General features: G+C 35.8%; 17 protein-coding genes. 14 read left to right on the plus strand and 3 right to left on the minus strand.

Features of this window, described 5'->3' with window-relative positions:
* Positions 1 to 227: 227 nt before the first annotated feature.
* A complete protein-coding gene (locus KBJ98_RS14520) occupies positions 228 to 887 on the plus strand; it encodes a hypothetical protein (protein ID WP_210791719.1) in 660 nt (219 codons plus the stop codon).
* 72 nt (positions 888 to 959) lie between these two features.
* Here KBJ98_RS14520 and KBJ98_RS14525 read toward each other — a convergent pair whose 3' ends face one another.
* Positions 960 to 1,487, minus strand: coding sequence for a hypothetical protein (locus KBJ98_RS14525; RefSeq protein WP_210791720.1), 528 nt, complete (start codon positions 1,485 to 1,487; stop codon positions 960 to 962).
* A 170-nt stretch (positions 1,488 to 1,657) separates the two neighbouring features.
* Between KBJ98_RS14525 and guaA the strand changes: the two genes are divergently transcribed.
* The 6 genes from guaA (at position 1,658) to yidC (ending at position 9,742) form a co-directional block, all read left to right on the plus strand.
* A complete protein-coding gene (gene guaA, locus KBJ98_RS14530) occupies positions 1,658 to 3,187 on the plus strand; it encodes a glutamine-hydrolyzing GMP synthase (RefSeq protein ID WP_210791721.1) in 1,530 nt (509 codons plus the stop codon).
* Positions 3,188 to 3,348: 161 nt separating this feature from the next.
* Positions 3,349 to 5,292 carry a PBP1 and LysM peptidoglycan-binding domain-containing protein gene (locus KBJ98_RS14535; RefSeq protein WP_210791722.1) on the plus strand — a complete coding sequence of 648 codons (1,944 nt, stop codon included), beginning with the start codon at positions 3,349 to 3,351 and terminating at the stop codon, positions 5,290 to 5,292.
* The gene (locus tag KBJ98_RS14540) at positions 5,292 to 5,693 is read left to right on the plus strand and encodes an OsmC family protein (protein ID WP_210791723.1); all 402 of its coding nucleotides are present in this window, start codon (positions 5,292 to 5,294) and stop codon (positions 5,691 to 5,693) included. Before KBJ98_RS14535 ends, KBJ98_RS14540 begins: the two co-directional genes overlap by 1 nt.
* Before the next feature lie 63 nt (positions 5,694 to 5,756).
* The gene (locus tag KBJ98_RS14545; protein WP_210791725.1) at positions 5,757 to 5,987 is read left to right on the plus strand and encodes a DUF3820 family protein; all 231 of its coding nucleotides are present in this window, start codon (positions 5,757 to 5,759) and stop codon (positions 5,985 to 5,987) included.
* 165 nt (positions 5,988 to 6,152) lie between these two features.
* Entirely contained in the window at positions 6,153 to 7,766 is a 1,614-nt protein-coding gene (locus tag KBJ98_RS14550) for a CTP synthase (RefSeq protein WP_210791727.1), read from the plus strand.
* Between the two features lie 65 nt (positions 7,767 to 7,831).
* Positions 7,832 to 9,742, plus strand: a complete 1,911-nt coding sequence (yidC, locus tag KBJ98_RS14555) for a membrane protein insertase YidC (protein ID WP_210791729.1) — start codon at positions 7,832 to 7,834, stop codon at positions 9,740 to 9,742.
* A gap of 447 nt (positions 9,743 to 10,189) precedes the next feature.
* On the opposite strand, the gene KBJ98_RS14560 is transcribed toward yidC, so the two are convergent.
* The gene (locus KBJ98_RS14560; RefSeq protein ID WP_210791732.1) at positions 10,190 to 11,152 is read right to left on the minus strand and encodes a fasciclin domain-containing protein; all 963 of its coding nucleotides are present in this window, start codon (positions 11,150 to 11,152) and stop codon (positions 10,190 to 10,192) included.
* 429 nt (positions 11,153 to 11,581) lie between these two features.
* Here KBJ98_RS14560 and KBJ98_RS14565 point away from each other — a divergent pair, with 429 nt between their 5' ends.
* From KBJ98_RS14565 to KBJ98_RS14585, 5 genes are all read left to right on the plus strand, one after another.
* On the plus strand, positions 11,582 to 12,298 hold the full coding sequence (locus KBJ98_RS14565; protein ID WP_210791733.1) for a toxin-antitoxin system YwqK family antitoxin: 717 nt from the start codon (positions 11,582 to 11,584) through the stop codon (positions 12,296 to 12,298).
* Between the two features lie 73 nt (positions 12,299 to 12,371).
* Positions 12,372 to 13,559: a tRNA 2-thiouridine(34) synthase MnmA gene (gene mnmA, locus KBJ98_RS14570; RefSeq protein ID WP_210791736.1), complete on the plus strand. Its 1,188-nt coding sequence runs from the start codon at positions 12,372 to 12,374 to the stop codon at positions 13,557 to 13,559.
* A gap of 65 nt (positions 13,560 to 13,624) precedes the next feature.
* A complete protein-coding gene (locus KBJ98_RS14575; protein WP_210791738.1) occupies positions 13,625 to 15,238 on the plus strand; it encodes a S8 family serine peptidase in 1,614 nt (537 codons plus the stop codon).
* Between the two features lie 15 nt (positions 15,239 to 15,253).
* Complete coding sequence (locus KBJ98_RS14580; RefSeq protein ID WP_210791740.1) at positions 15,254 to 16,198, plus strand: NAD(P)H-dependent flavin oxidoreductase; 945 nt, start codon at positions 15,254 to 15,256, stop codon at positions 16,196 to 16,198.
* Positions 16,199 to 16,201: 3 nt separating this feature from the next.
* Positions 16,202 to 16,612, plus strand: a complete 411-nt coding sequence (locus KBJ98_RS14585; protein WP_394369384.1) for a hypothetical protein — start codon at positions 16,202 to 16,204, stop codon at positions 16,610 to 16,612.
* Positions 16,613 to 16,629: 17 nt separating this feature from the next.
* Here the strand turns inward: KBJ98_RS14585 and KBJ98_RS14590 are convergent, their stop codons facing one another.
* On the minus strand, positions 16,630 to 17,070 hold the full coding sequence (locus tag KBJ98_RS14590) for a DUF4268 domain-containing protein (protein WP_210791742.1): 441 nt from the start codon (positions 17,068 to 17,070) through the stop codon (positions 16,630 to 16,632).
* Between the two features lie 96 nt (positions 17,071 to 17,166).
* Between KBJ98_RS14590 and KBJ98_RS14595 the strand changes: the two genes are divergently transcribed.
* Both KBJ98_RS14595 and KBJ98_RS14600 read left to right on the plus strand, forming a co-directional pair.
* Positions 17,167 to 17,808, plus strand: coding sequence for an NUDIX hydrolase (locus KBJ98_RS14595; RefSeq protein WP_210791744.1), 642 nt, complete (start codon positions 17,167 to 17,169; stop codon positions 17,806 to 17,808).
* A 94-nt stretch (positions 17,809 to 17,902) separates the two neighbouring features.
* The gene (locus KBJ98_RS14600) at positions 17,903 to 18,712 is read left to right on the plus strand and encodes a lysophospholipid acyltransferase family protein (protein WP_210791746.1); all 810 of its coding nucleotides are present in this window, start codon (positions 17,903 to 17,905) and stop codon (positions 18,710 to 18,712) included.
* Positions 18,713 to 19,449 lie beyond the last annotated feature (737 nt).

Below are 19,449 nucleotides of genomic sequence, written 5' to 3' on the forward strand. Positions count from 1 at the left end.
TAGTGGCATGCTTTTTGGTGCAAACTAAAAAAAATTAGGCAAAGCAAGGCATTTTTTATTTTTTAAAGAAGTGGAATTGAAAAACCTATTTTTTGGTGAGCAGGCACTAAAACTAGAAAAGCATAGTTATAAATGAAAGTTAAAGTATAGCACTTGGCCTTATTTTACACATTTCATTTTCTATTTTTAAGCCGGAAAAAAATATTAAAAACGTTTAGAAGCATATTATGAAAAGGATATTATTTTTACTCTTACTGTTAGGTTGGACGTACTTAGGACAGGCGCAGAGTGAGTTTAGTTCTAAATTTAAAGCCATTCCGCCAAAAAACAATACGCCAAAGATTAAGAAAACAACGCCACCAAAAATTGATATTCCGCCAATTAGTTCGCCAAACACGCCAAAAGTGGTTAATCCGAATCCAATAGTTACAGAGCCAAACTTGCCAGAAAAGGAAATTTCAATGACTCCTAAAAATGAATTTATCAATCCGGGAGATATACTGCGAGATAAATTCAACAAAAAGGAACCTGATCCAGAAGGCGTAGTTTATAGGCGAAATCAAGATTTAGGTAGTTTTCCTACAGGGTCAGTATCCGCGAAAGTAATGTATCGCGATGCGGCTTATGTTGATGGCGATTTAATTCGTGTATATTTAAATGATAAGGTGATTCAGAATCAAGTATACCTTGATACAAACTATAAGGGTTTTGAAATCGTGCTCGAAAAAGGTTTTAATAAAATTGATTTCGAAGCGATTAATCAAGGAAGTTCAGGACCTAACACCGCCGAGTTCAAAGTGTATGATGACAAAGGAGCGCTTATATCAGCCAGTCAATGGAATTTGGGTACTGGTTTTAAAGCAACTATCATTTTGGTAAAAGAATAAAATAGTAACAGTGAGCGATAATTAAAAGACTCTTGATTTAGATTTCAAGAGTCTTTTTTTATGTTCTTTATTTTAGAAAGGATCAGCAGTAACCCTAAACTTCATTGCGGCATTTACGGAGATATCTTCGGTGATAGACTCTTTAATTACCGCTTGTGTTCTAATCTTATACTTTGAAGCTTTTACATATTTGTCTAATTTTGCTGTGGTGCAAATTAAGTCTAATGTATTGGATGAACTATTAATGTTATCCAATTTAGCTAGTTCAATTTCGTCATTACCATCAGTTGAAATAAATAAAACAATCGATTTTAAAAAGCTGAAATTTTTCCCACTAGGATTGGTAATACTCACTTTTAACTGAGTGAGTTTAACATCCTTTACCAAATCAGCTCGAGTGTTGTTGTTTTCAAAAGTGCTACTAGAGTTGGTAGTTACTTCGGGTGTAACGATTGTTAAGGCTGAGCCAACAGGAAAAGCGCTTTCGATTTTAAAATTAGTTTGATTGTCAATTGAAAATGTCAAGAGGTCATCAACAACATTGCATGAGCTACAACATAGTAATAGGGCTATTAATCCTGTAAAAATTGAATTTTTCATTATTTCGGGTTTTTGTGTTTTTGAAATTTACAGTGACACTTACGATAATTTTCTTGTTTGGGTTTAAAAAAAATACTTGAACCAAAACTTTTTGCATTTCAAACTCAAAGAAATTGATTTTTTTTCAAAAATCAGTTTTTCAAATCAAAATATAAAAAGTATTTTTGCGCATGCAACACAACGTACTTATTTTAGATTTCGGATCGCAATACACACAGCTTATTGCGCGTAGAGTTCGCGAATTAAATATATTCTGCGAAATTTTCCCATTCAATAATTTTCCAACAGATTTATCGCCGTATAAAGCAGTCATTTTAGGAGGTTCCCCTTTTTCTGTTCGTGCCGAAGATGCGCCTCATCCTGATTTATCACAAATTAGAGGTAAGCTTCCCATGTTAGCTGTGTGTTACGGAGCGCAATATTTGGCTCACTTTAGCGGAGGCGAAGTAGCTGCGTCTAATACTAGAGAATATGGTAGAGCTAATTTATCGTTCATAAAGGAAGATGAAATTTTCTTTGAAGGAGTTTCTGAAAATAGCCAAGTTTGGATGAGTCATAGCGATAGTATCAAGGCGCTTCCAACCAATGGAGTGAAGCTGGCAAGTACTCACGATGTGGAGTTTGCTGCTTATAAAATTGAAGGCGAAACTACTTATGCGATTCAATATCATCCTGAAGTTTTCCACTCGACGGATGGAGCAAAAATGCTTGAAAACTTTCTGGTAAAAATAGCCGAGGTTCCTCAAACCTTTACACCAAATGCATTCGTGCAGGATATGGTTGCCGAGTTAAAAGAAAAATTACAAGATGATAAAGTAGTATTAGGGCTTTCAGGAGGAGTCGATTCGACTGTAGCTGCGGTACTTTTGAACCAAGCTATCGGTAAAAATTTATATTGCATTTTCGTAAACAACGGTTTGCTTCGTAAAAATGAATTTCAAAATGTTTTAGACCAGTACAAAGGTATGGGACTAAACGTGAAAGGCGTTGATGCTGGAGATCGTTTCTTGTCAGAATTGGCAGGTATCAGTGATCCTGAAACCAAAAGAAAAACAATCGGCCGCGTTTTTATTGAAGTTTTTGACGATGAATCAAAAATTATCGAAGACGTAAAATGGCTGGCTCAAGGAACTATCTATCCTGATGTTATTGAATCAGTATCTGTTAAAGGTCCATCAGCAACCATAAAATCGCATCATAACGTAGGTGGCTTACCTGATTATATGAAATTAAAAATTGTTGAACCTTTGCGAATGCTTTTTAAAGATGAAGTGCGTAGAGTAGGAGCTTCCTTAGGTATCGATCCAGAATTGTTAGGCAGACATCCTTTTCCAGGTCCAGGTTTATCGATCAGAATTTTAGGTGATATTACACCAGAAAAAGTACAAATTCTACAAGATGTTGATGCTGTTTTTATTGATGGCTTAAAGTCATGGGGATTATACGATAAAGTTTGGCAAGCAGGCGCCATTTTACTTCCTGTAAATAGTGTAGGAGTAATGGGTGACGAGCGTACTTATGAGAAAGTAATTGCGTTACGTGCTGTGGAGTCAACAGACGGAATGACAGCTGACTGGGTGCACTTACCTTATGAGTTTTTAATGAAAATATCAAATGATATTATCAATAAAGTGAAAGGTGTCAATAGAGTAGTTTACGATATTAGCTCTAAACCGCCAGCAACTATAGAGTGGGAATAATCAACCATCGAAATGCAGTTTTACAGATTAATTTCACGCGGAATTAAAGTAAAATTGAGTTCTCATTGGTAAATACAACAAGTGACGGTATCAGATTTTTGGAATAAAATTTGATACCGTTGCTTCATTAATAGATTTGAATAATTTAGACAACAAATACAATGAAATATTTTTTTGCAATTTGCCTATCGGTTTTGATGTTTCACCAAAATGGTAAAGCACAAGCTAAATCAAGTACTCACAAGGTTGAAAAAGGAGAAACAATTAATCAAATTGCGCAGAAGTATCAAGTGACACCTTTTGATATTTACCAGTTGAATCCAGATGCCCAAAGCGGTTTAAAACCTAATAGCGTTTTAATTATTCCAACTAAAGCAAGTAAAAAAGCAGTTGTTCCTGCTGCTGCAAAAGCTAAAGTGACTTCGCACGAAGTGCAACCCAAAGAGACACTTTATGGCATTGAAAAAAAATACGGTATTACTGATGAGGCACTGAAAGCCGCTAATCCATTTTTAGAATCAGAAGGGTTGCAAATTGGCCAGGTGCTAACTATTCCTAAGTCAGGCGAAATGAAAGCTGTAGCAAAACAAAAAGTGGAGTCAGCTATTTTTCATACCGTACTTGCTAAAGAGACCAAGTATTCGATAGCAAAAAAATATGGACTGACTGTTGAAGAGTTAGAGAAAAAAAACCCTGAGATTGTTGCTAATTTGCCTGTTGGCTATGAATTAATCATCAAAGGGAATGCAAATAAAGCGACAAAACCTGCAGTAGTTGCAGAAGTTAAAAATGAAGTTGCTCCTACGGTACCGACTGTCGCTGTAGCTAAAGTAAAATATGTGAGCTATGAGGTAAAACCAAAAGAAACGCTTTATAGTTTGTCAAAAATGGCAGGGATTTCACAAGAGGAGTTGTTGCAACAAAATCCAGCTTTAGCCAACGGAGTCGAGGTAGGAATGGAAATCAATATTCCTGAAACAGCAGCAATATCAGCTTCTGCGGAAGCGAAAAAAGATTACACAACGATCACCAAAAAAAGCAATGCCAAGAAGAAATTAGCTTTGCTGTTACCATTCAATATTTCTAAAATTGAAAATGATACGGTCAATTCAATTAGTTCTCGTATAAAAAAGGACAAGTTTTTAAACATGACTTTAGATTTTTATGCGGGTGCCATGATGGCTATTGACTCAGCAAAAGTTTTAGGTTTAAATATGGATATTAAAATTTTAGATTCGCAAGAAACTAAAAATAGCACTGCCGTTGCAGCTTTGATTAAATCAGAAGGTTTATCAAGTTTTGATGCTGTGATTGGACCATTTTATCAAAACAATGTCGAGAAAGCTGCCGAAATTTTAGCAGCTAATCAAGTTCCTGTAGTCTCGCCTTTATCGAAAGATTTGGGAGTTTCATATCCTAATTTAGTACAATCTATTCCAGATCCTGTGGCTGTTAAAAATGCCGTTTTCGATTTTATGCGAAGCAAAGGAGGAAACATAATTGCCGTAGTGGATAAAAAGAAAGGTTCTGTGATTAAATATATTACTGATACTCATCCAGATGTTCGATTCGCGCCTTTGACAGCGACCGGCGGTGTAACAGCAGAGAGCATCAAAGGCATGTTGAAAAAAGATAAAATCAATTATGTGATCATGGAAACGGCTAATACAGGAATGATCAAATCAACTGTAGCAAGCCTAATGAGTGCCATGGCAACGTATAAAGTGCAGCTAGTTATTTTAGAGCCAAACGAAACTTTGGATACGGACGAAATTAACTTCAATAATTTGGTCAAGTTAAAGTTGATGTATCCTTCGGTAACACGTGAAAGTTATTCTGAACAAGCTGCCATTTTTGAAAAAGAGTTCAAGAAAAAAAATAAAAGCAATCCGAGCGTTTTTGCCATCCGAGGATTTGATGTAACTTTTGATACAATGATGCGTTTGGCACAAGATAAAAGTTATTTAGAAACTATTGGTAGTACCGCTACAGAACAAATGGATAATAAATTTGAGTTTTATAAAAACAACGAGGGTGCTTTCATCAATAAAGGAATTTACATTTTGCAATACGAAAGCGATTTAACAATAAAAGAAGCTAAATAATGACATCAAAAGTAACCTATCTCGGAGATTTAAGAACATCATCGATTCATTTACAATCGGGAACAGAAATTATATCTGATGCGCCATTAGATAACAATGGCAAAGGCGAGGCCTTCTCTCCAACAGATACCGTAGCCAATGCGCTAGCCTCTTGTATGTTTACCATTATGGGAATAAAAGCAAGAGATTTAGAAGTTGATCTTTCTGGGTCAGTAGCTGAAGTAACTAAAATTATGAATGCCGAACCAAGACGAATAGGAGCAATTGAGATTGTTTTTGCGCTGAAAGGAACGGATGACAGTAAGCAGAAAACAATTTTAGAACGTGCGGCAATGACCTGTCCTGTTTTTTTGAGTTTGCATCCAGATATTGAAAAACGAATTACTTTCAATTGGATTTAAAAATAATTAAGAATGAAATAAAGAAGCAAGTACCGAAAGTTCTTGCTTCTTTTTTATAACACTATGGATCAAAATCAAAAACAGCTCATAAAACTGGCGCATACCAAAATGCCTTTCGGCAAATACGAAGGCTGGTTTCTTATTGATATTCCAGAGTATTACATTGTTTGGTATAGCAATAAAGGTTTTCCAAAAGGTGAATTGGGAATACAATTGCAATTAGTTTACGAATTGAAATTAAACGGTTTAGAAGATTTGATTCGCAATATTAAAAAGCAATATCCAAAGCTGTAACTGTGCTTTTATACTTCAAAATCTCTGACAAAATGCTCTTGTACAAATGGGTTTTTCAGACAATAAAAACTGAGAAACATATCTTCCAATAGTCCAATTAAATTTGTACTTTTGCCAAGTTTTTTACACAACTACAACACTAAACACAACACAAAACACAATACAATGAATCAAACGAAATATATTTTTGTTACTGGCGGTGTGACCTCTTCTTTAGGAAAGGGAATTATTGCTGCGTCATTAGCTAAATTATTACAAGCAAGAGGTTACCGTACTACTATTCAAAAATTCGACCCGTATATTAATGTCGATCCAGGAACGCTAAATCCTTACGAACACGGAGAATGTTACGTAACGGATGATGGTGCTGAGACTGACTTAGATTTGGGGCACTACGAGCGTTTCTTAAATGTTCCAACCTCTCAGGCGAACAATGTCACTACAGGTAGAATTTATTTATCTGTTATTGAAAAAGAAAGACGTGGTGAGTTTTTAGGTAAAACGGTGCAAGTTGTACCTCACATCACAAACGAAATAAAAGATAGAATGCAGTTGCTAGGCAATTCGGGCGATTACGATATCGTAATTACTGAAATTGGAGGGACTGTTGGAGATATTGAGTCTCTTCCTTACATCGAATCCGTACGTCAATTGGTATGGGAGTTAGGAGAGCACAACGGAATTGTGATTCACCTAACGCTTGTGCCATATTTGGCTGCAGCTGGAGAATTAAAAACAAAACCAACACAACACTCTGTAAAAACCTTGATGGAAAGTGGTATCAAAGCCGATATTTTGGTATGCAGAACAGAACACGAAATTACAGAGGAGTTACGCAACAAATTAGCACTGTTTTGTAATGTAAAAAGAGAAGCTGTGATTCAGTCGATTGATGCTTCTACTATCTACGAAGTACCTAACTTAATGTTGGAAGAGGGGCTTGACGTAGTGGCTTTGAAAAAATTAGATTTACCTAAAAAAGCAGCTCCAGATCTTAAAAATTGGAACATCTTTTTGAAGCGTTTAAAAAATCCAAAGCATACCGTAAATATTGGTTTGGTTGGTAAATACGTAGAAATGCAAGATTGCTATAAGTCGATTTTGGAGGCCTTCATACATGCAGGTGCTGCCAATGAGACAAAAGTAAATGTAATTTCTATTCACTCTGAGCATATCGATGCGAGTACTATCAAAGAAAAATTCGCCAATTTAGACGCTATTTTGGTAGCGCCAGGTTTTGGTGAGCGCGGAATAGAAGGAAAAATTGCTGCGGTACAATACGCACGTGAAAATAAGGTTCCATTTTTCGGAATTTGTCTTGGGATGCAAATGGCTGTTATCGAGCACGCTCGTAACGTTTTGGGGTATTCCGATGCCAATTCAACCGAAATGAATGCACACACAGCTCATCCTGTGGTGAATTTGATGGAAGAACAAAAAACAGTGACAGATAAAGGCGGTACAATGCGTTTAGGCGCTTGGAAATGCGACATTCAGAAGGATTCGTTGGCATACAAAATTTATGGAACAGATTCAATCTCTGAACGCCACCGTCACCGTTACGAATACAACAGTAGTTATGTAGAGCAATTGCATAATGCCGGATTATTAGCCACAGGTACAAATCCTGATACTGGATTGGTTGAAATTGTAGAGATTAAAGATCATCCGTTTTTTATTGGCGTACAATACCACCCAGAATACAAGAGTACAGTTGCTAATCCGCACCCAATTTTTGTAAATTTTGTTGCTGCTGCGGTGCAAGCAAAAAAGAAATAGTAGGTTGCTTTTGAAACAAATTTTGCAACTTGCTACTAACAGTGTAAACACTTTTAAATATTATAATGGAACAAAAGAAATTTGACCTTAATTCGATTATTGGTTTTGCCTTGATTTTTGGAATCTTGGCTTACATCACGTACACCAACCAACCCGATCCAAAGGTAGTTGCTGCTGAAAAAGCGCAAAAGGAATTGTTGATTCAAAAAGCAAAAGCAAAAGAAATTGAAATAAAAGCAGTTGAAAAAGCAGCAATGGCTGTAGCAGCAACAGGCGACTCAACTCAATTGGCACAATTGCAAAAATCATTAGGAAGTTTTGCCTATTCTGCTACTTTACCATCTGCAAAAGGAGGAGTTACAACCCTAGAAAATGAGGTTTTAAAACTTACCGTTGCGAACAAAGGAGGATATATTGTAGAAGCAACCTTGAAAGGTTTTGAAAAATACAAAAAAGGTTCGGGCAAAATTGTTCAATTAATTAAGGACAATAATGCAAGTTTGAATGTACAGTTGATGACTAATGACAATCGTGCACTAAATACGAAAGACCTTTATTTTGAGCCAAGCTTAACCAAAATTGGTGAGGATCAAATTTTATCCATGAAATTGAAAGCAGGTGCTAATGAATTTCTAGAGTATAAATACATTTTAAAACCAAAAGATTACATGATTGGTTTTGATATTCGTTCTCAAGGATTAAATAAAGTAATCAGTACTGCAAAACCTTTAGACTTAGAATGGAGTTTAAAAGCATTCAGAAATGAAAAAAGTATTTCTTATGAGAACAAATACACTGAAATCTATTTTGAACACAAAGACGGCAAAGTAGATTACGCAGGTTTGGGTGCTGAAGAAAAAGAAGAATTGGAACAACCAACTTTCATCGCTTTCAAACAGCACTTTTTCAGTTCAATTTTAGTTTCTAAAACACCATTTGAAAATGCAGTAGTAAGTTCAAAAAATTTAGTAATTAACGAAGAAGTTGATACTACTTTCACCAAATCATTCAACGCAAAATTGCCTTTGGCGTTTACCAATGGTGAAATTGATTATAAGTTGAATTGGTACATGGGACCATCTGACTACAAGACTTTATCAAACTATGATTTGAATCTTGAAAAAATTATTACTCTTGGTTGGGGAATAATCGGTTGGATTAACAGATTTATTTTTGTACCTCTTTTTGGTTTCTTAGGATCATACATCGCATACGGAATTGCAATTATCATTTTTACAATCTTGATTAAATTAGCAATGTCGCCAATTACTTTTAAATCGTTCCTTTCACAGGCAAAAATGAAAGTATTGCGTCCTGAAATTGCTGAGTTGGGTGAAAAGTTTAAGAAAGATCCAATGAAAAAGCAGCAAGAGACGATGAAATTGTACAACAAAGCTGGTGTGAACCCAATGGCGGGATGTATTCCTGCTTTGATTCAAATGCCGTTCTTGATGGCTTCGTTTCAGTTTTTCCCATCTGCTTTTGAGTTAAGACAAAAAAGCTTTTTATGGGCTGACGATTTATCTTCGTTTGATGAAGTTGTAAAATTACCATTTAATATTCCGTTTTACGGAGATCATATTAGTTTGTTTCCAATTTTTGCAGCTATCGCAATTTTCTTCTACATGAAAATGACAAGCGGTGATCAGCAAATGGCGGCGCCACAGCAAGAAGGAATGCCAGATATGGCTAAAATGATGAAAATCATGATTTACGTTTCGCCAATTATGATGTTGTTTTTCTTTAATAGTTATGGATCAGGATTGAGTTTGTACAACTTTGTATCGAACTTGATTACTATAGGAATTATGATTGTTATTAAAAAGTATTTTATTGATGGAGATAAAATTCATGCTCAAATTCAAGAGAACAAATTAAAAGAGCCTAAAAAGCAAGGTAAATTTCAGCGCAAGTTGCAAGAAGTGATGGAACAAGCCGAAGCTCAAAAAGCATTAGATAAGAAGAATAAACAATAAACAATAAAGTTGCTATTTAAAACCTCAATATTTTTATTGAGGTTTTTTTATGCGCTTTAGTCAGGCTAAAGTTGAGTGATAATATGTGTTTTAGTTATATGTAGTTTTCATCTGGCTTATCTATCATTGCATTAATAGCGAGTATATTGAGCTGTTAGTATCTTATTTTATTATTAATTTTGGTTTTATTGCACTGCTCCACAAAAAAGATTTCCTACTCAGTTTCGAAAGTTTATTCAAATACCAAACAGTGATTGTTTGTATTCTAGAAACTTTGAAATCAATACTTTCTGTTTTTTTTGAATTGAAGCAAAATTATTAGCTCAATTCTAATTTTGGACAAAATGTTTTAAAAAAAAGAACCAATTAGTATGAACTAATTGGCTCTCTAAGTAAGTAAAAAATAATAGATATTGGAATATTGTAGTTTATTCCTCGTCTTATTTTTTAGTTAGCTGGAAAAGTTGGTAATAAAACTTTGTCCAATACATGAATCACACCATTTGAACATTGCACATCAGTTGCAGTAACGTTAGCAACTCTATTGCGAACATCAGTGATTTTTGCTCCACCCGTTAGTGAAACAGTAAATGATTGTGGTGTTTCTAATGTTGCTACACTTCCAGCCATTAATGACGCTGCTAATACATTTCCGCTAACAACGTGGTATCTTAATACTCTAGTTAGGTTAGCCGCAGATACGCTAGCAATTCCGCCCGGTGCCAACTCTGTATTCAAAGAGGTGAAAGCCGCATTTGTTGGAGCAAAGACTGTAAACGGACCTGTTCCAGATAAAATTTCAACAAAGTTTGGTTGACCTTGACCTGTTAACGCACCCACAAGTGAAGTGAAATTCGGGTTAGCCGTTGCGTGCGTTACTATCGTAGGTAAATTAATTACAGCATCTACAATATGAATTACACCATTAGACGCTACTACGTCAGGTGTTGTTACAGATGCTACTCCATTCAAACGAACACCAGATGCAGTATTAACAAACATACTCATGGTATTATTTCCCGAAGTTGCACTAGTTGCTAAAGTCTTGATGTAGCCTGTTTGTAGGTTTGCGGCTCTGAAATTTCCACTTACTACGTGGTTTAATAAAATTCTGGTCAATACATCTTGTGGAACTTGATTAATATTTGCAAAATTATTGGCTTGCAAAAATGCGGTGAAGGCAGCATCAGTTGGAGCAAAAACGGTAAATGACCCAGAGCCCTGTAGCGTTGTTGCTAAATTAGCTCTAGTTAAGGCTTGAACTAAAATACTTAGGTTTGGACTTTTAACAGCCAATCCCGTGATTGTTTCGTCAGCAACTGCTTTGTCATCGTCGTTGTCACAAGAAACCGAAAAAATTGCCAGCAGGGCAATCATTAATAAACTTTTGAATTTAATTGCGTTTTTCATAATGTTTGTTGTTAATTGTTAATTTTTGTTTGGCCAAACTAAAAAAACAATTTTAGTATTTTGTTTAAAATTTTCTTAAAAACGATAAACGGTAATTAAATTTATTATTTCATTAAAGTGTGTTTAAGTTATTTTATTTAATCATTATTGTTCTTTTTAGTAAGAATATTTGATCTGAGATTGCCATGGATGTAGGCGAAGGCAATGTATTTGTTTATTAATATATGTGTTTTATTAAACAAAAGTTAAGGTTGACTTGAAAAGAAAGTGTTGTCGCTGTATTGGGTTGATATTGTTGTCTTTGTTAGATTTTGAAACTTCTTGAATCGTGATTTGCTTCTACCATATTTAAATTTTTAATATTTGTACTTTTGCAATACTAAAATGAAATATTGCAAGTTGTAGGTTGCAACTAAAATGATTATTACTATGTATACTTTTAAATTTCGATCTTTGATTTGTGTCTTCATGATGTTTTTGTATACTTTTATGTTTGCGCAAGCAGAACTTAACAAACTTGATGCGAACGGTAAAAAACACGGATTATGGAAAGGTTTTTACGAGCAATCCAAACGGCCTCGTTACGAGGGGACTTTTGATCATGGTAAAGAGGTAGGTGTTTTTTACTTTTATGATGACACCAAAGCGAAATCAGTAATTGCCACACGAGAGTTTAATACGAAAGACAATGGAGCGTACACCACATTTTTTGATCAAAATAAAAATAAAGTGAGCGAAGGCAATGTGGTAAATAAACTTTTTGAGGGCGTTTGGACTTACTACCACAAATACTCAAAAAACATTATGACTACAGAATTTTACAAAAAAGGAAAGCTCGAGGGTATTCGGAAAGTTTTTTTTATCAGTGGAGCTTTGGCTGAAGAAATGACTTTCGCAAATAATTTGAAAAATGGGCCTTATAAGAAATATACTGAGCGCGGTGTTGTTTTAGAAGAATCAAATTATAAAAATGACCAGTACGAAGGAAAAGCCATTTTTAGGGATGTATTCGGAAATGTAGTGTCGCAAGGTATATTTGTTCAAGGTAAAAAAGCTGGAATGTGGCAGTTTTTTGAGAAAGGTAAATTGGTTAAAGAAACCAATATGAGTGCGCTTCCAAAAATGGAAAAAGTCAAAACAAATTAACACCATTTTCAGCAATAGGAGTACTAAATGTTTTTGTACCTTTGCACCCTTGTAAAATTTTAATTTTTCCAAAATGAAACGTGTAGTTGTAGGTCTTTCTGGTGGTGTCGATTCAAGTGTTGCTGCGTATTTATTACAAAAGCAGGGCTATGAAGTGATTGGACTTTTTATGAAAAATTGGCACGACGACTCGGTTACCATTTCAAACGAATGTCCATGGCTTGAAGATAGCAATGACGCTTTGTTGGTTGCTGAAAAGCTTGGGATTCCTTTTCAAACTGTTGATTTGAGCGAGCAATACCAAGAAAAAATCGTTGACTACATGTTTAATGAGTACGAAAAAGGAAGAACGCCAAATCCTGACGTACTCTGTAATCGTGAAATCAAGTTTGATGTTTTCATGAAAATCGCCTTAAGTCTTGGTGCAGATTATGTTGCAACGGGACATTATTGTAGAAAAACAGAATTTGAACAAGACGGACAAGTTATTTACCAATTAAAAGCAGGTGCCGACAATAATAAGGATCAGTCTTATTTTTTATGCCAATTATCGCAAGGACAATTAGCGAAGTCGTTATTTCCTATAGGAGAATTGACCAAGCCAGAAGTACGCGAAATTGCTGCAGAAATGGAATTGGTAACTGCTGAAAAGAAAGATTCACAAGGTTTGTGTTTCATAGGTAAAGTGCGTTTGCCTGAATTTTTACAACAAAAATTACAACCTAAAGAAGGTTTGATTGTTCAAGTTGACAAAAATGATCCAATCTACCAAACCGAATTACCAGCGGATAGTACAACAGAACAAGAATTGCAATATCATGCTGCCAAAAGAAACTACAATCCGCAAATGGGAAAAGTAGTAGGAAAACACCAAGGTGCTCATTACTTTACTAACGGACAAAGAAAAGGCTTGAACGTTGGCGGAACTACTGATCCTTTATTCGTAATTGCCACTGATGTTGATACGAATACCATTTACACCGGACTCACAAGTCAGCATCCTGGTTTATTTAAAAAAGGTCTTCGAATTGCCACCGAAGAAATTCACTGGATTAGAGAAGATTTAGCGCTAAAAAATGGCGAAACTATGGAGGTGATGGCTCGAATTAGATACCGTCAACCATTGCAAAAAGCTACACTTCATCAATTAGAAAGCGGTTTGTATCTATTATTTGACGAACCTCAATCTGCCATCACCGAAGGTCAATTTGCTGCTTGGTACCATGATGATGAATTGATAGGCTCAGGAGTTATTTCCTAATCAAATTCTAGTAATTGCCTTTTTCATTTGATGCAAGAATAGTATCTTTATAAAAAATAAGAAAGATGAAAAAGCGCCACCTACTATTTTTTTTCCTAATCTCTCTGTCGTGTTTTGCACAACAAGATGCATGGGTTTACTTTAAAGACAAGCCAAGTGCAGCAACCTTTCTTGAAACACCTACAAAGATGCTTTCACCACGTTCTTTGGAGAGAAGAACAACTCAAAAAATAGCATTGGATTTGCGAGATGTGCCTTTAGAAAACACCTACCGATTACAAGTCCGTAACTCAAATGGAATTACTATTCTCGCTCAGTCTAAGTGGTTGAATGCGTTACATATTCGTGGTTCGCAAGCCAATATCAACGCACTTAAAAATTTAGCATTTGTTTCAAATATTGATTTTGCAGATAAATCTTTAAATCAAAATTCCGGTGCCAAGAAACTAACGACTTCTAAAAAAACACTGAAAACTCAAAAAACCAAAGTCGAGTATGCCTACGGTTCTTCTTCGAACCAAATAAAAATGTTACAAGGCGATGTCTTGCACCAACAAAATTTTACGGGTGCAGGAAAAATAATTGCTGTGATGGATTCAGGTTTTCCGGGAGTCAACACAGCATTACCTTTTAAACGTTTACGCGATAATAATCAAATTTTAGGTGGGTACAATTACGTGCAGCGTGATCCTAACTTTTACTCGGGAGGTTCCCATGGAACGGCTGTTTTATCTACAATGGGCGGTTATACAGAAAATGTACTTGTTGGTACGGCTCCCGACGCTTCATATTATCTTTTTATAACCGAAAATGAATCTTCAGAAAATCCCGTCGAAGAATCGCTTTGGGTTGAAGCGGCCGAAAAAGCAGACAGTCTAGGAGTTGATGTAATCAATACTTCATTGGGATATTTTGATTTTGATAATCCGGCTTACAACCATACTTATAGCGAAATGAACGGAAAAACCGCATTCATGTCTCGTGCCGCTGATATTGCTTTTGATAAAGGGATGTTGGTTGTAACTTCGGCAGGAAATTCAGGAAATTCTTCAAGTCCAACAATTGCAGTTCCAGCTGATGCTATTTCTGTACTTGCAATTGGTGCGGTAAATTCATCAGAAGTTAAAACTTCATTTAGTTCAATCGGGCCTTCTTTTGACGGTCGGATTAAACCAGAAGTTATGGCCCAAGGGGAAGCGGCAGTAGTTTCGGATCAATTTGGTAATTCAAGAATAGCCAATGGTACTTCATTTTCCAGTCCAATAATGGCGGGTTTAATAGCCTGCTTGTGGCAAGCGCTTCCGCAAAAAACAAACAAAGAAATTCGAGATATTATCATTCGATCTGCTGATAGATTTTTAATTCCCGATAATCAATACGGTTATGGCGTCCCTGATTTTGCGTCTGCCCTCAATACCAATTTGGGTCTAATGTTACCAAGTCAAGAGAGTTTAGTGGTTTTTCCCAATCCCGTTATGGATATTGTGACGCTACAACTTCCTGCAAGTACGGTAAACGGTTTATTTAGTGTTTATAATGTTTTGGGACAAAAAATGATTGAGCAGACTATTTCTCAATCGACCACAGATATAAATCTTCAAAGTATAACCAACGGTATTTATTTCTACCGATATCTTTCCGCAGATTATTCTACATCAGGAAAATTAGTAAAACAATAATTTTTAATTACAAAAATGAATAAGATTACCTCTCTTTTCAATATAAAATACCCAATCATTCAAGGTGGAATGATCTGGAATAGTGGATATAAATTAGCAAGTGCAGTTAGTAATGCTGGTGGTTTAGGTTTAATTGGTGCGGGATCAATGTATCCAGAGGTTTTGCGCGAACACATTCAAAAATGCAAATTGGCAACGTCAAAGCCTTTTGGTGTAAACATCCCAATGCTTTATCCTAATATTGATGAGATTATGAAAATCATCATTGAGGAAAATGTAAAAATTGTATTCACTTCGGCGGGTAATCCAAAAACATGGACTTCCTTTTTAAAGCAACACGGTGTAACTGTCGTACATGTTGTGAGTAGTTCCGTTTTTGCCCTAAAGGCACAAGATGCAGGAGTAGATGCGGTTGTTGCCGAAGGTTTTGAGGCGGGTGGACATAATGGTCGTGAAGAAACGACAACATTAACCTTAATTCCGATGGTGAAAGAGAAAATTACCATTCCACTCATCGCTGCGGGAGGTATCGCTACCGGTGCTGGAATGCTTGCAGCTATGACTTTGGGTGCTGATGGTGTTCAGATAGGGAGTAGGTTCGTAGCATCAACAGAATCATCTGCGCACATCGATTTTAAAAACACTGTTGTAGATACAAAGGAGGGTGGAACACAGTTAACACTTAAAGAATTAGCGCCAGTGCGATTAATTAAAAATAAATTCTTTGATGATGTACAACGTTTATACGAAACAGCACCAACAAAAGAAGAATTACAAACACTTCTTGGTAGGGCCCGCGCTAAAAGAGGAATGTTTGAAGGTGATTTAATTGAAGGGGAACTTGAAATTGGTCAAATTGCAGGCCTTATTCACGACATTAAACCAGCTGCAGCAATTATTGACGAAATGATTGCCGATTTTGAAAAAGCAAAACAACGTGTAGCTCAGCTAAATTTTTAAATAATGACTAAATTACAATTAATAGCTCTCGTGGGAATGTTTTGCGCAGGCATAACTACAGCCTCTGCGCAAACCTACAAATTTAAAACCTCAGGTTTTAGTGTACTCGAAAAAAACGATAAAGGGAAATGGGGTAAGTGGTCTGATTTAAATCTAACCAATTTACTAGTAACTTTAGATACTAACAAAAGCCGCATTGTAGTTTACTCGCAAATTATCCAACTATTTGAAATAATAGAATACCATCCTGCAGAAGAAAATGAAACTGATCTGGTGTATGGCTTTACGTGTAAAAACAACGAAGGTGAAGATTGTACCTTATCCATAATTACCAGAAAAAAACAAGACAACCGTAAGCAATTGTATATTACTTACGATAACCGCGTCATTGTTTATAATATCTTTAATATGTAAAGACGCAAATAAAGCGATTACACAATTTCAATGTCTTTTATAAATTCATCGTATTCCTGAAAAAATAATTCAAGAGCGTTCATTTTTTCAAAGTAAAATAAAAAAATAGCATCCCAATTATTCCGATTACTTACGCCAACGCCAGTCAATTCAACCCAAATTCTGCTGATAGTTTTGCCGCTTTCTAAAGTGTAGTCGCGCTCATAGACCAAATCTTTTACAAACTCGTCTTCTAAAATTGATTTCAAGGCTTGTAGTTTTTCAAAGTAAGCAATACGTTTTTCAGTACTTCTGGGTTCAATGTCAATTAAAACTTGGGTTTTTTTATTGTCAACGTAAAATTTAAAAGAGAAATCTTTGATTTTAGTATCGTACAAAACCCATTTTCTTGGATATTTCTCTGCAAATGCTACCCAAAATTCGCGCTTCAATCGTTGTGTTTCCTCTTTACTATACATATCAATTGTTTTTTGTTCCCTTTTATTTCTTGTGCAGTTCTAATTTGTGACCTACATTTAGGCTTATTTTTCAATCTACAAAAATAGAATTTGATTATGGATTTTCAATATTTATTACAATTTGTTCCACAATTAGCTCAAGCTGAATTGCCTGCGTTCGATGCTCACATCAAAATGGCTCCTGTTGAGCGCATTCCATCTTTAACAGAATGGTCTTCGCAACAAATAAATCCAAAACAGGCAGCGGTCATGATGCTTTTGTATCCAAAAGACGGAATTACTCATTTAGTTTTGATCCTCAGAAATTCATACAATGGAGTTCATTCTTCCCAGATTGCTTTTCCAGGAGGTAAATTTGAATTGGATGATCCTGATTTTGCTTTTACTGCCTTGCGCGAAACAGAAGAGGAGATTGGAGTAGTCATGGATTATATTGAAATCGTTAAACCTTTTACTAGTTTGTACATTCCGCCTAGCAATTTTTTGGTGCATCCTTTTTTGGGGATTAGCAAACAAGAGTTGGTATTTGCGCCCCAAGCCAGTGAAGTAGCAGGCATAATAGAATTACCATTACAAGTATTTTTAGACGATGCTATTGTTGTAACAACAAATCTGGACACTTCTTCGGTAAAAAATAGTACCGTTCCTGCTTTTAATGTTGAGGGACATATGGTTTGGGGAGCAACGGCTATGATGCTCAGTGAGTTAAAAGAGGTTTTAAATAAGCACATCAAATAAAAGCACTTTAAATTGTAGTTAAAGGCAGTTGAAAATAGCAACAAAATATATTTTTGTAAGTTTGCTTTTCAAATCATTTAAATAAATACTAGTTATGGGATTGTTGAAAAGAAATCCTTTTGGTCATATACTCTTCCTCAAAAAATGGTTAATTCGTATTTTTGGCGCTGTCACGCACCGCCGTTACAGAGGTTTTAACGAATTACAAATAGAAGGTTCTGAGATTATTCGCAACCTGCCAGACCAAAACGTACTTTTTATTTCCAATCATCAAACCTATTTTGCTGATGTCGTGGCTATGTTTCATGTTTTTAACGCCAGTTTGAGCGGTCGCGAAGATAATATTGTAAATGTCGGGTATTTGTGGCAGCCAAAAATGAACATATATTATGTAGCAGCAAAAGAAACCATGAGAGCAGGACTACTGCCTCGCATTATGGCATATGCAGGTGCAATATCGGTTGAGCGTACGTGGCGAGCAAAAGGAGTCGATGTTCAAGAGAAAAAAGAAATCAATCCTGATGATACCGAAAATATCAAGATCGCTCTCAAAGACGGCTGGGTAATCACCTTTCCACAAGGCACGACGAAATCATTTAAACCAGTCCGTAAAGGAACTGCGCACATCATAAAGCAACACAGACCAATTGTAGTACCTATAGTGATAGACGGTTTCCGCCGCTCTTTCGACAAAAAAGGGCTTCGCATGAAAAAGAAGGGCATTTTACAATCTTTTATTATCAAGGAGCCGTTAGAAATAGATTACGATAACGATACCATCGAAGAGATTGTAGAGAAAGTAGAGTACGCCATCGAACAACATCCCTCATTCCTTAAAGTTATTCCTGCCGAAATTATTCAAGAGCAAGAAGAACTCAATAAAACCCGCCGTTGGGATTATTAAATCAAAAGCTAAATTTTTGGCGTTCCGCCTTTCTTGCTCTTGCCTTTTGTTTAGGGCAAGAGCAAGAAAGGCGTCGGGCTCTTCGCTACAAGTCCTCGCCACTCCCTCAAGATGGTCGTGCCTGTGGGCTTTGCGCTGCTATCCCTAACGCGAGCTGCGCGTATTACAGACGAATTTTGCAATAGGTCCTTATATATTGAGTAAAACAAAATCTTATTGAATACTAAAAGGGGAAGACCGATTACCATCAATAACCGCCTAATTTCCTCATCAATCCCGCAAAATCACTCCAACCACTATAGCGAACAAAAAAACTTCATAGTTAACCTTATTGATTTTAAGCCAATTAAAAAATAGTTTAAAATTAAGTTTAGAAAAGTCTTGTAAAAGCGAATAAAGGTTGTAGTTTTGCACCCGCAATCAGCGCAACGTTCTTATAAAAACCTGAAACAAACGAGAAAACAATTTTAAAAAAAAGATTGTAAAAAGTTTGCCAGAGTTAAAATAGATGTTACCTTTGCACCCCGCAATAGAGCAGAGTTCTTATTACATATTGAGAGAAAAAGTAAAGAAAACTTTCGAAAAACATTTTCGAAAAAAACTTTAAATTTTTCTTGCATAGTTAAAAAGAAATTTCTACTTTTGCACCCGCTTTGAGATACACGAAAAGTGAATAAAACAAAGAAGAATACGTTCCTAGACATATTGAATTGACAGCCGTTCCGATGCAAATCGGA

It is taken from the genome of Flavobacterium erciyesense, from assembly GCF_018069925.1.
In the GTDB taxonomy this organism is placed as follows: Bacteria; Bacteroidota; Bacteroidia; order Flavobacteriales; family Flavobacteriaceae; genus Flavobacterium; species Flavobacterium erciyesense.

What these genes read in the sequence shown, in the direction of transcription:
- guaA (WP_210791721.1), top strand. Translation starts at nt 1,658, where the DNA reads ATGCAACACAACGTACTTATTTTAGATTTCGGATCGCAATACACACAG.
- KBJ98_RS14595 (WP_210791744.1), top strand. Translation starts at nt 17,167, where the DNA reads ATGGATTTTCAATATTTATTACAATTTGTTCCACAATTAGCTCAAGCT.
- KBJ98_RS14545 (WP_210791725.1), top strand. Translation starts at nt 5,757, where the DNA reads ATGGATCAAAATCAAAAACAGCTCATAAAACTGGCGCATACCAAAATG.
- KBJ98_RS14600 (WP_210791746.1), top strand. Translation starts at nt 17,903, where the DNA reads ATGGGATTGTTGAAAAGAAATCCTTTTGGTCATATACTCTTCCTCAAA.
- KBJ98_RS14540 (WP_210791723.1), top strand. Translation starts at nt 5,292, where the DNA reads ATGACATCAAAAGTAACCTATCTCGGAGATTTAAGAACATCATCGATT.
- KBJ98_RS14585 (WP_394369384.1), top strand. Translation starts at nt 16,202, where the DNA reads ATGACTAAATTACAATTAATAGCTCTCGTGGGAATGTTTTGCGCAGGC.
- KBJ98_RS14535 (WP_210791722.1), top strand. Translation starts at nt 3,349, where the DNA reads ATGAAATATTTTTTTGCAATTTGCCTATCGGTTTTGATGTTTCACCAA.
- KBJ98_RS14575 (WP_210791738.1), top strand. Translation starts at nt 13,625, where the DNA reads ATGAAAAAGCGCCACCTACTATTTTTTTTCCTAATCTCTCTGTCGTGT.
- KBJ98_RS14550 (WP_210791727.1), top strand. Translation starts at nt 6,153, where the DNA reads ATGAATCAAACGAAATATATTTTTGTTACTGGCGGTGTGACCTCTTCT.
- KBJ98_RS14520 (WP_210791719.1), top strand. Translation starts at nt 228, where the DNA reads ATGAAAAGGATATTATTTTTACTCTTACTGTTAGGTTGGACGTACTTA.
- mnmA (WP_210791736.1), top strand. Translation starts at nt 12,372, where the DNA reads ATGAAACGTGTAGTTGTAGGTCTTTCTGGTGGTGTCGATTCAAGTGTT.
- KBJ98_RS14565 (WP_210791733.1), top strand. Translation starts at nt 11,582, where the DNA reads ATGTATACTTTTAAATTTCGATCTTTGATTTGTGTCTTCATGATGTTT.
- KBJ98_RS14560 (WP_210791732.1), bottom strand. Translation starts at nt 11,152, where the DNA reads ATGAAAAACGCAATTAAATTCAAAAGTTTATTAATGATTGCCCTGCTG.
- yidC (WP_210791729.1), top strand. Translation starts at nt 7,832, where the DNA reads ATGGAACAAAAGAAATTTGACCTTAATTCGATTATTGGTTTTGCCTTG.
- KBJ98_RS14590 (WP_210791742.1), bottom strand. Translation starts at nt 17,070, where the DNA reads ATGTATAGTAAAGAGGAAACACAACGATTGAAGCGCGAATTTTGGGTA.
- KBJ98_RS14525 (WP_210791720.1), bottom strand. Translation starts at nt 1,487, where the DNA reads ATGAAAAATTCAATTTTTACAGGATTAATAGCCCTATTACTATGTTGT.
- KBJ98_RS14580 (WP_210791740.1), top strand. Translation starts at nt 15,254, where the DNA reads ATGAATAAGATTACCTCTCTTTTCAATATAAAATACCCAATCATTCAA.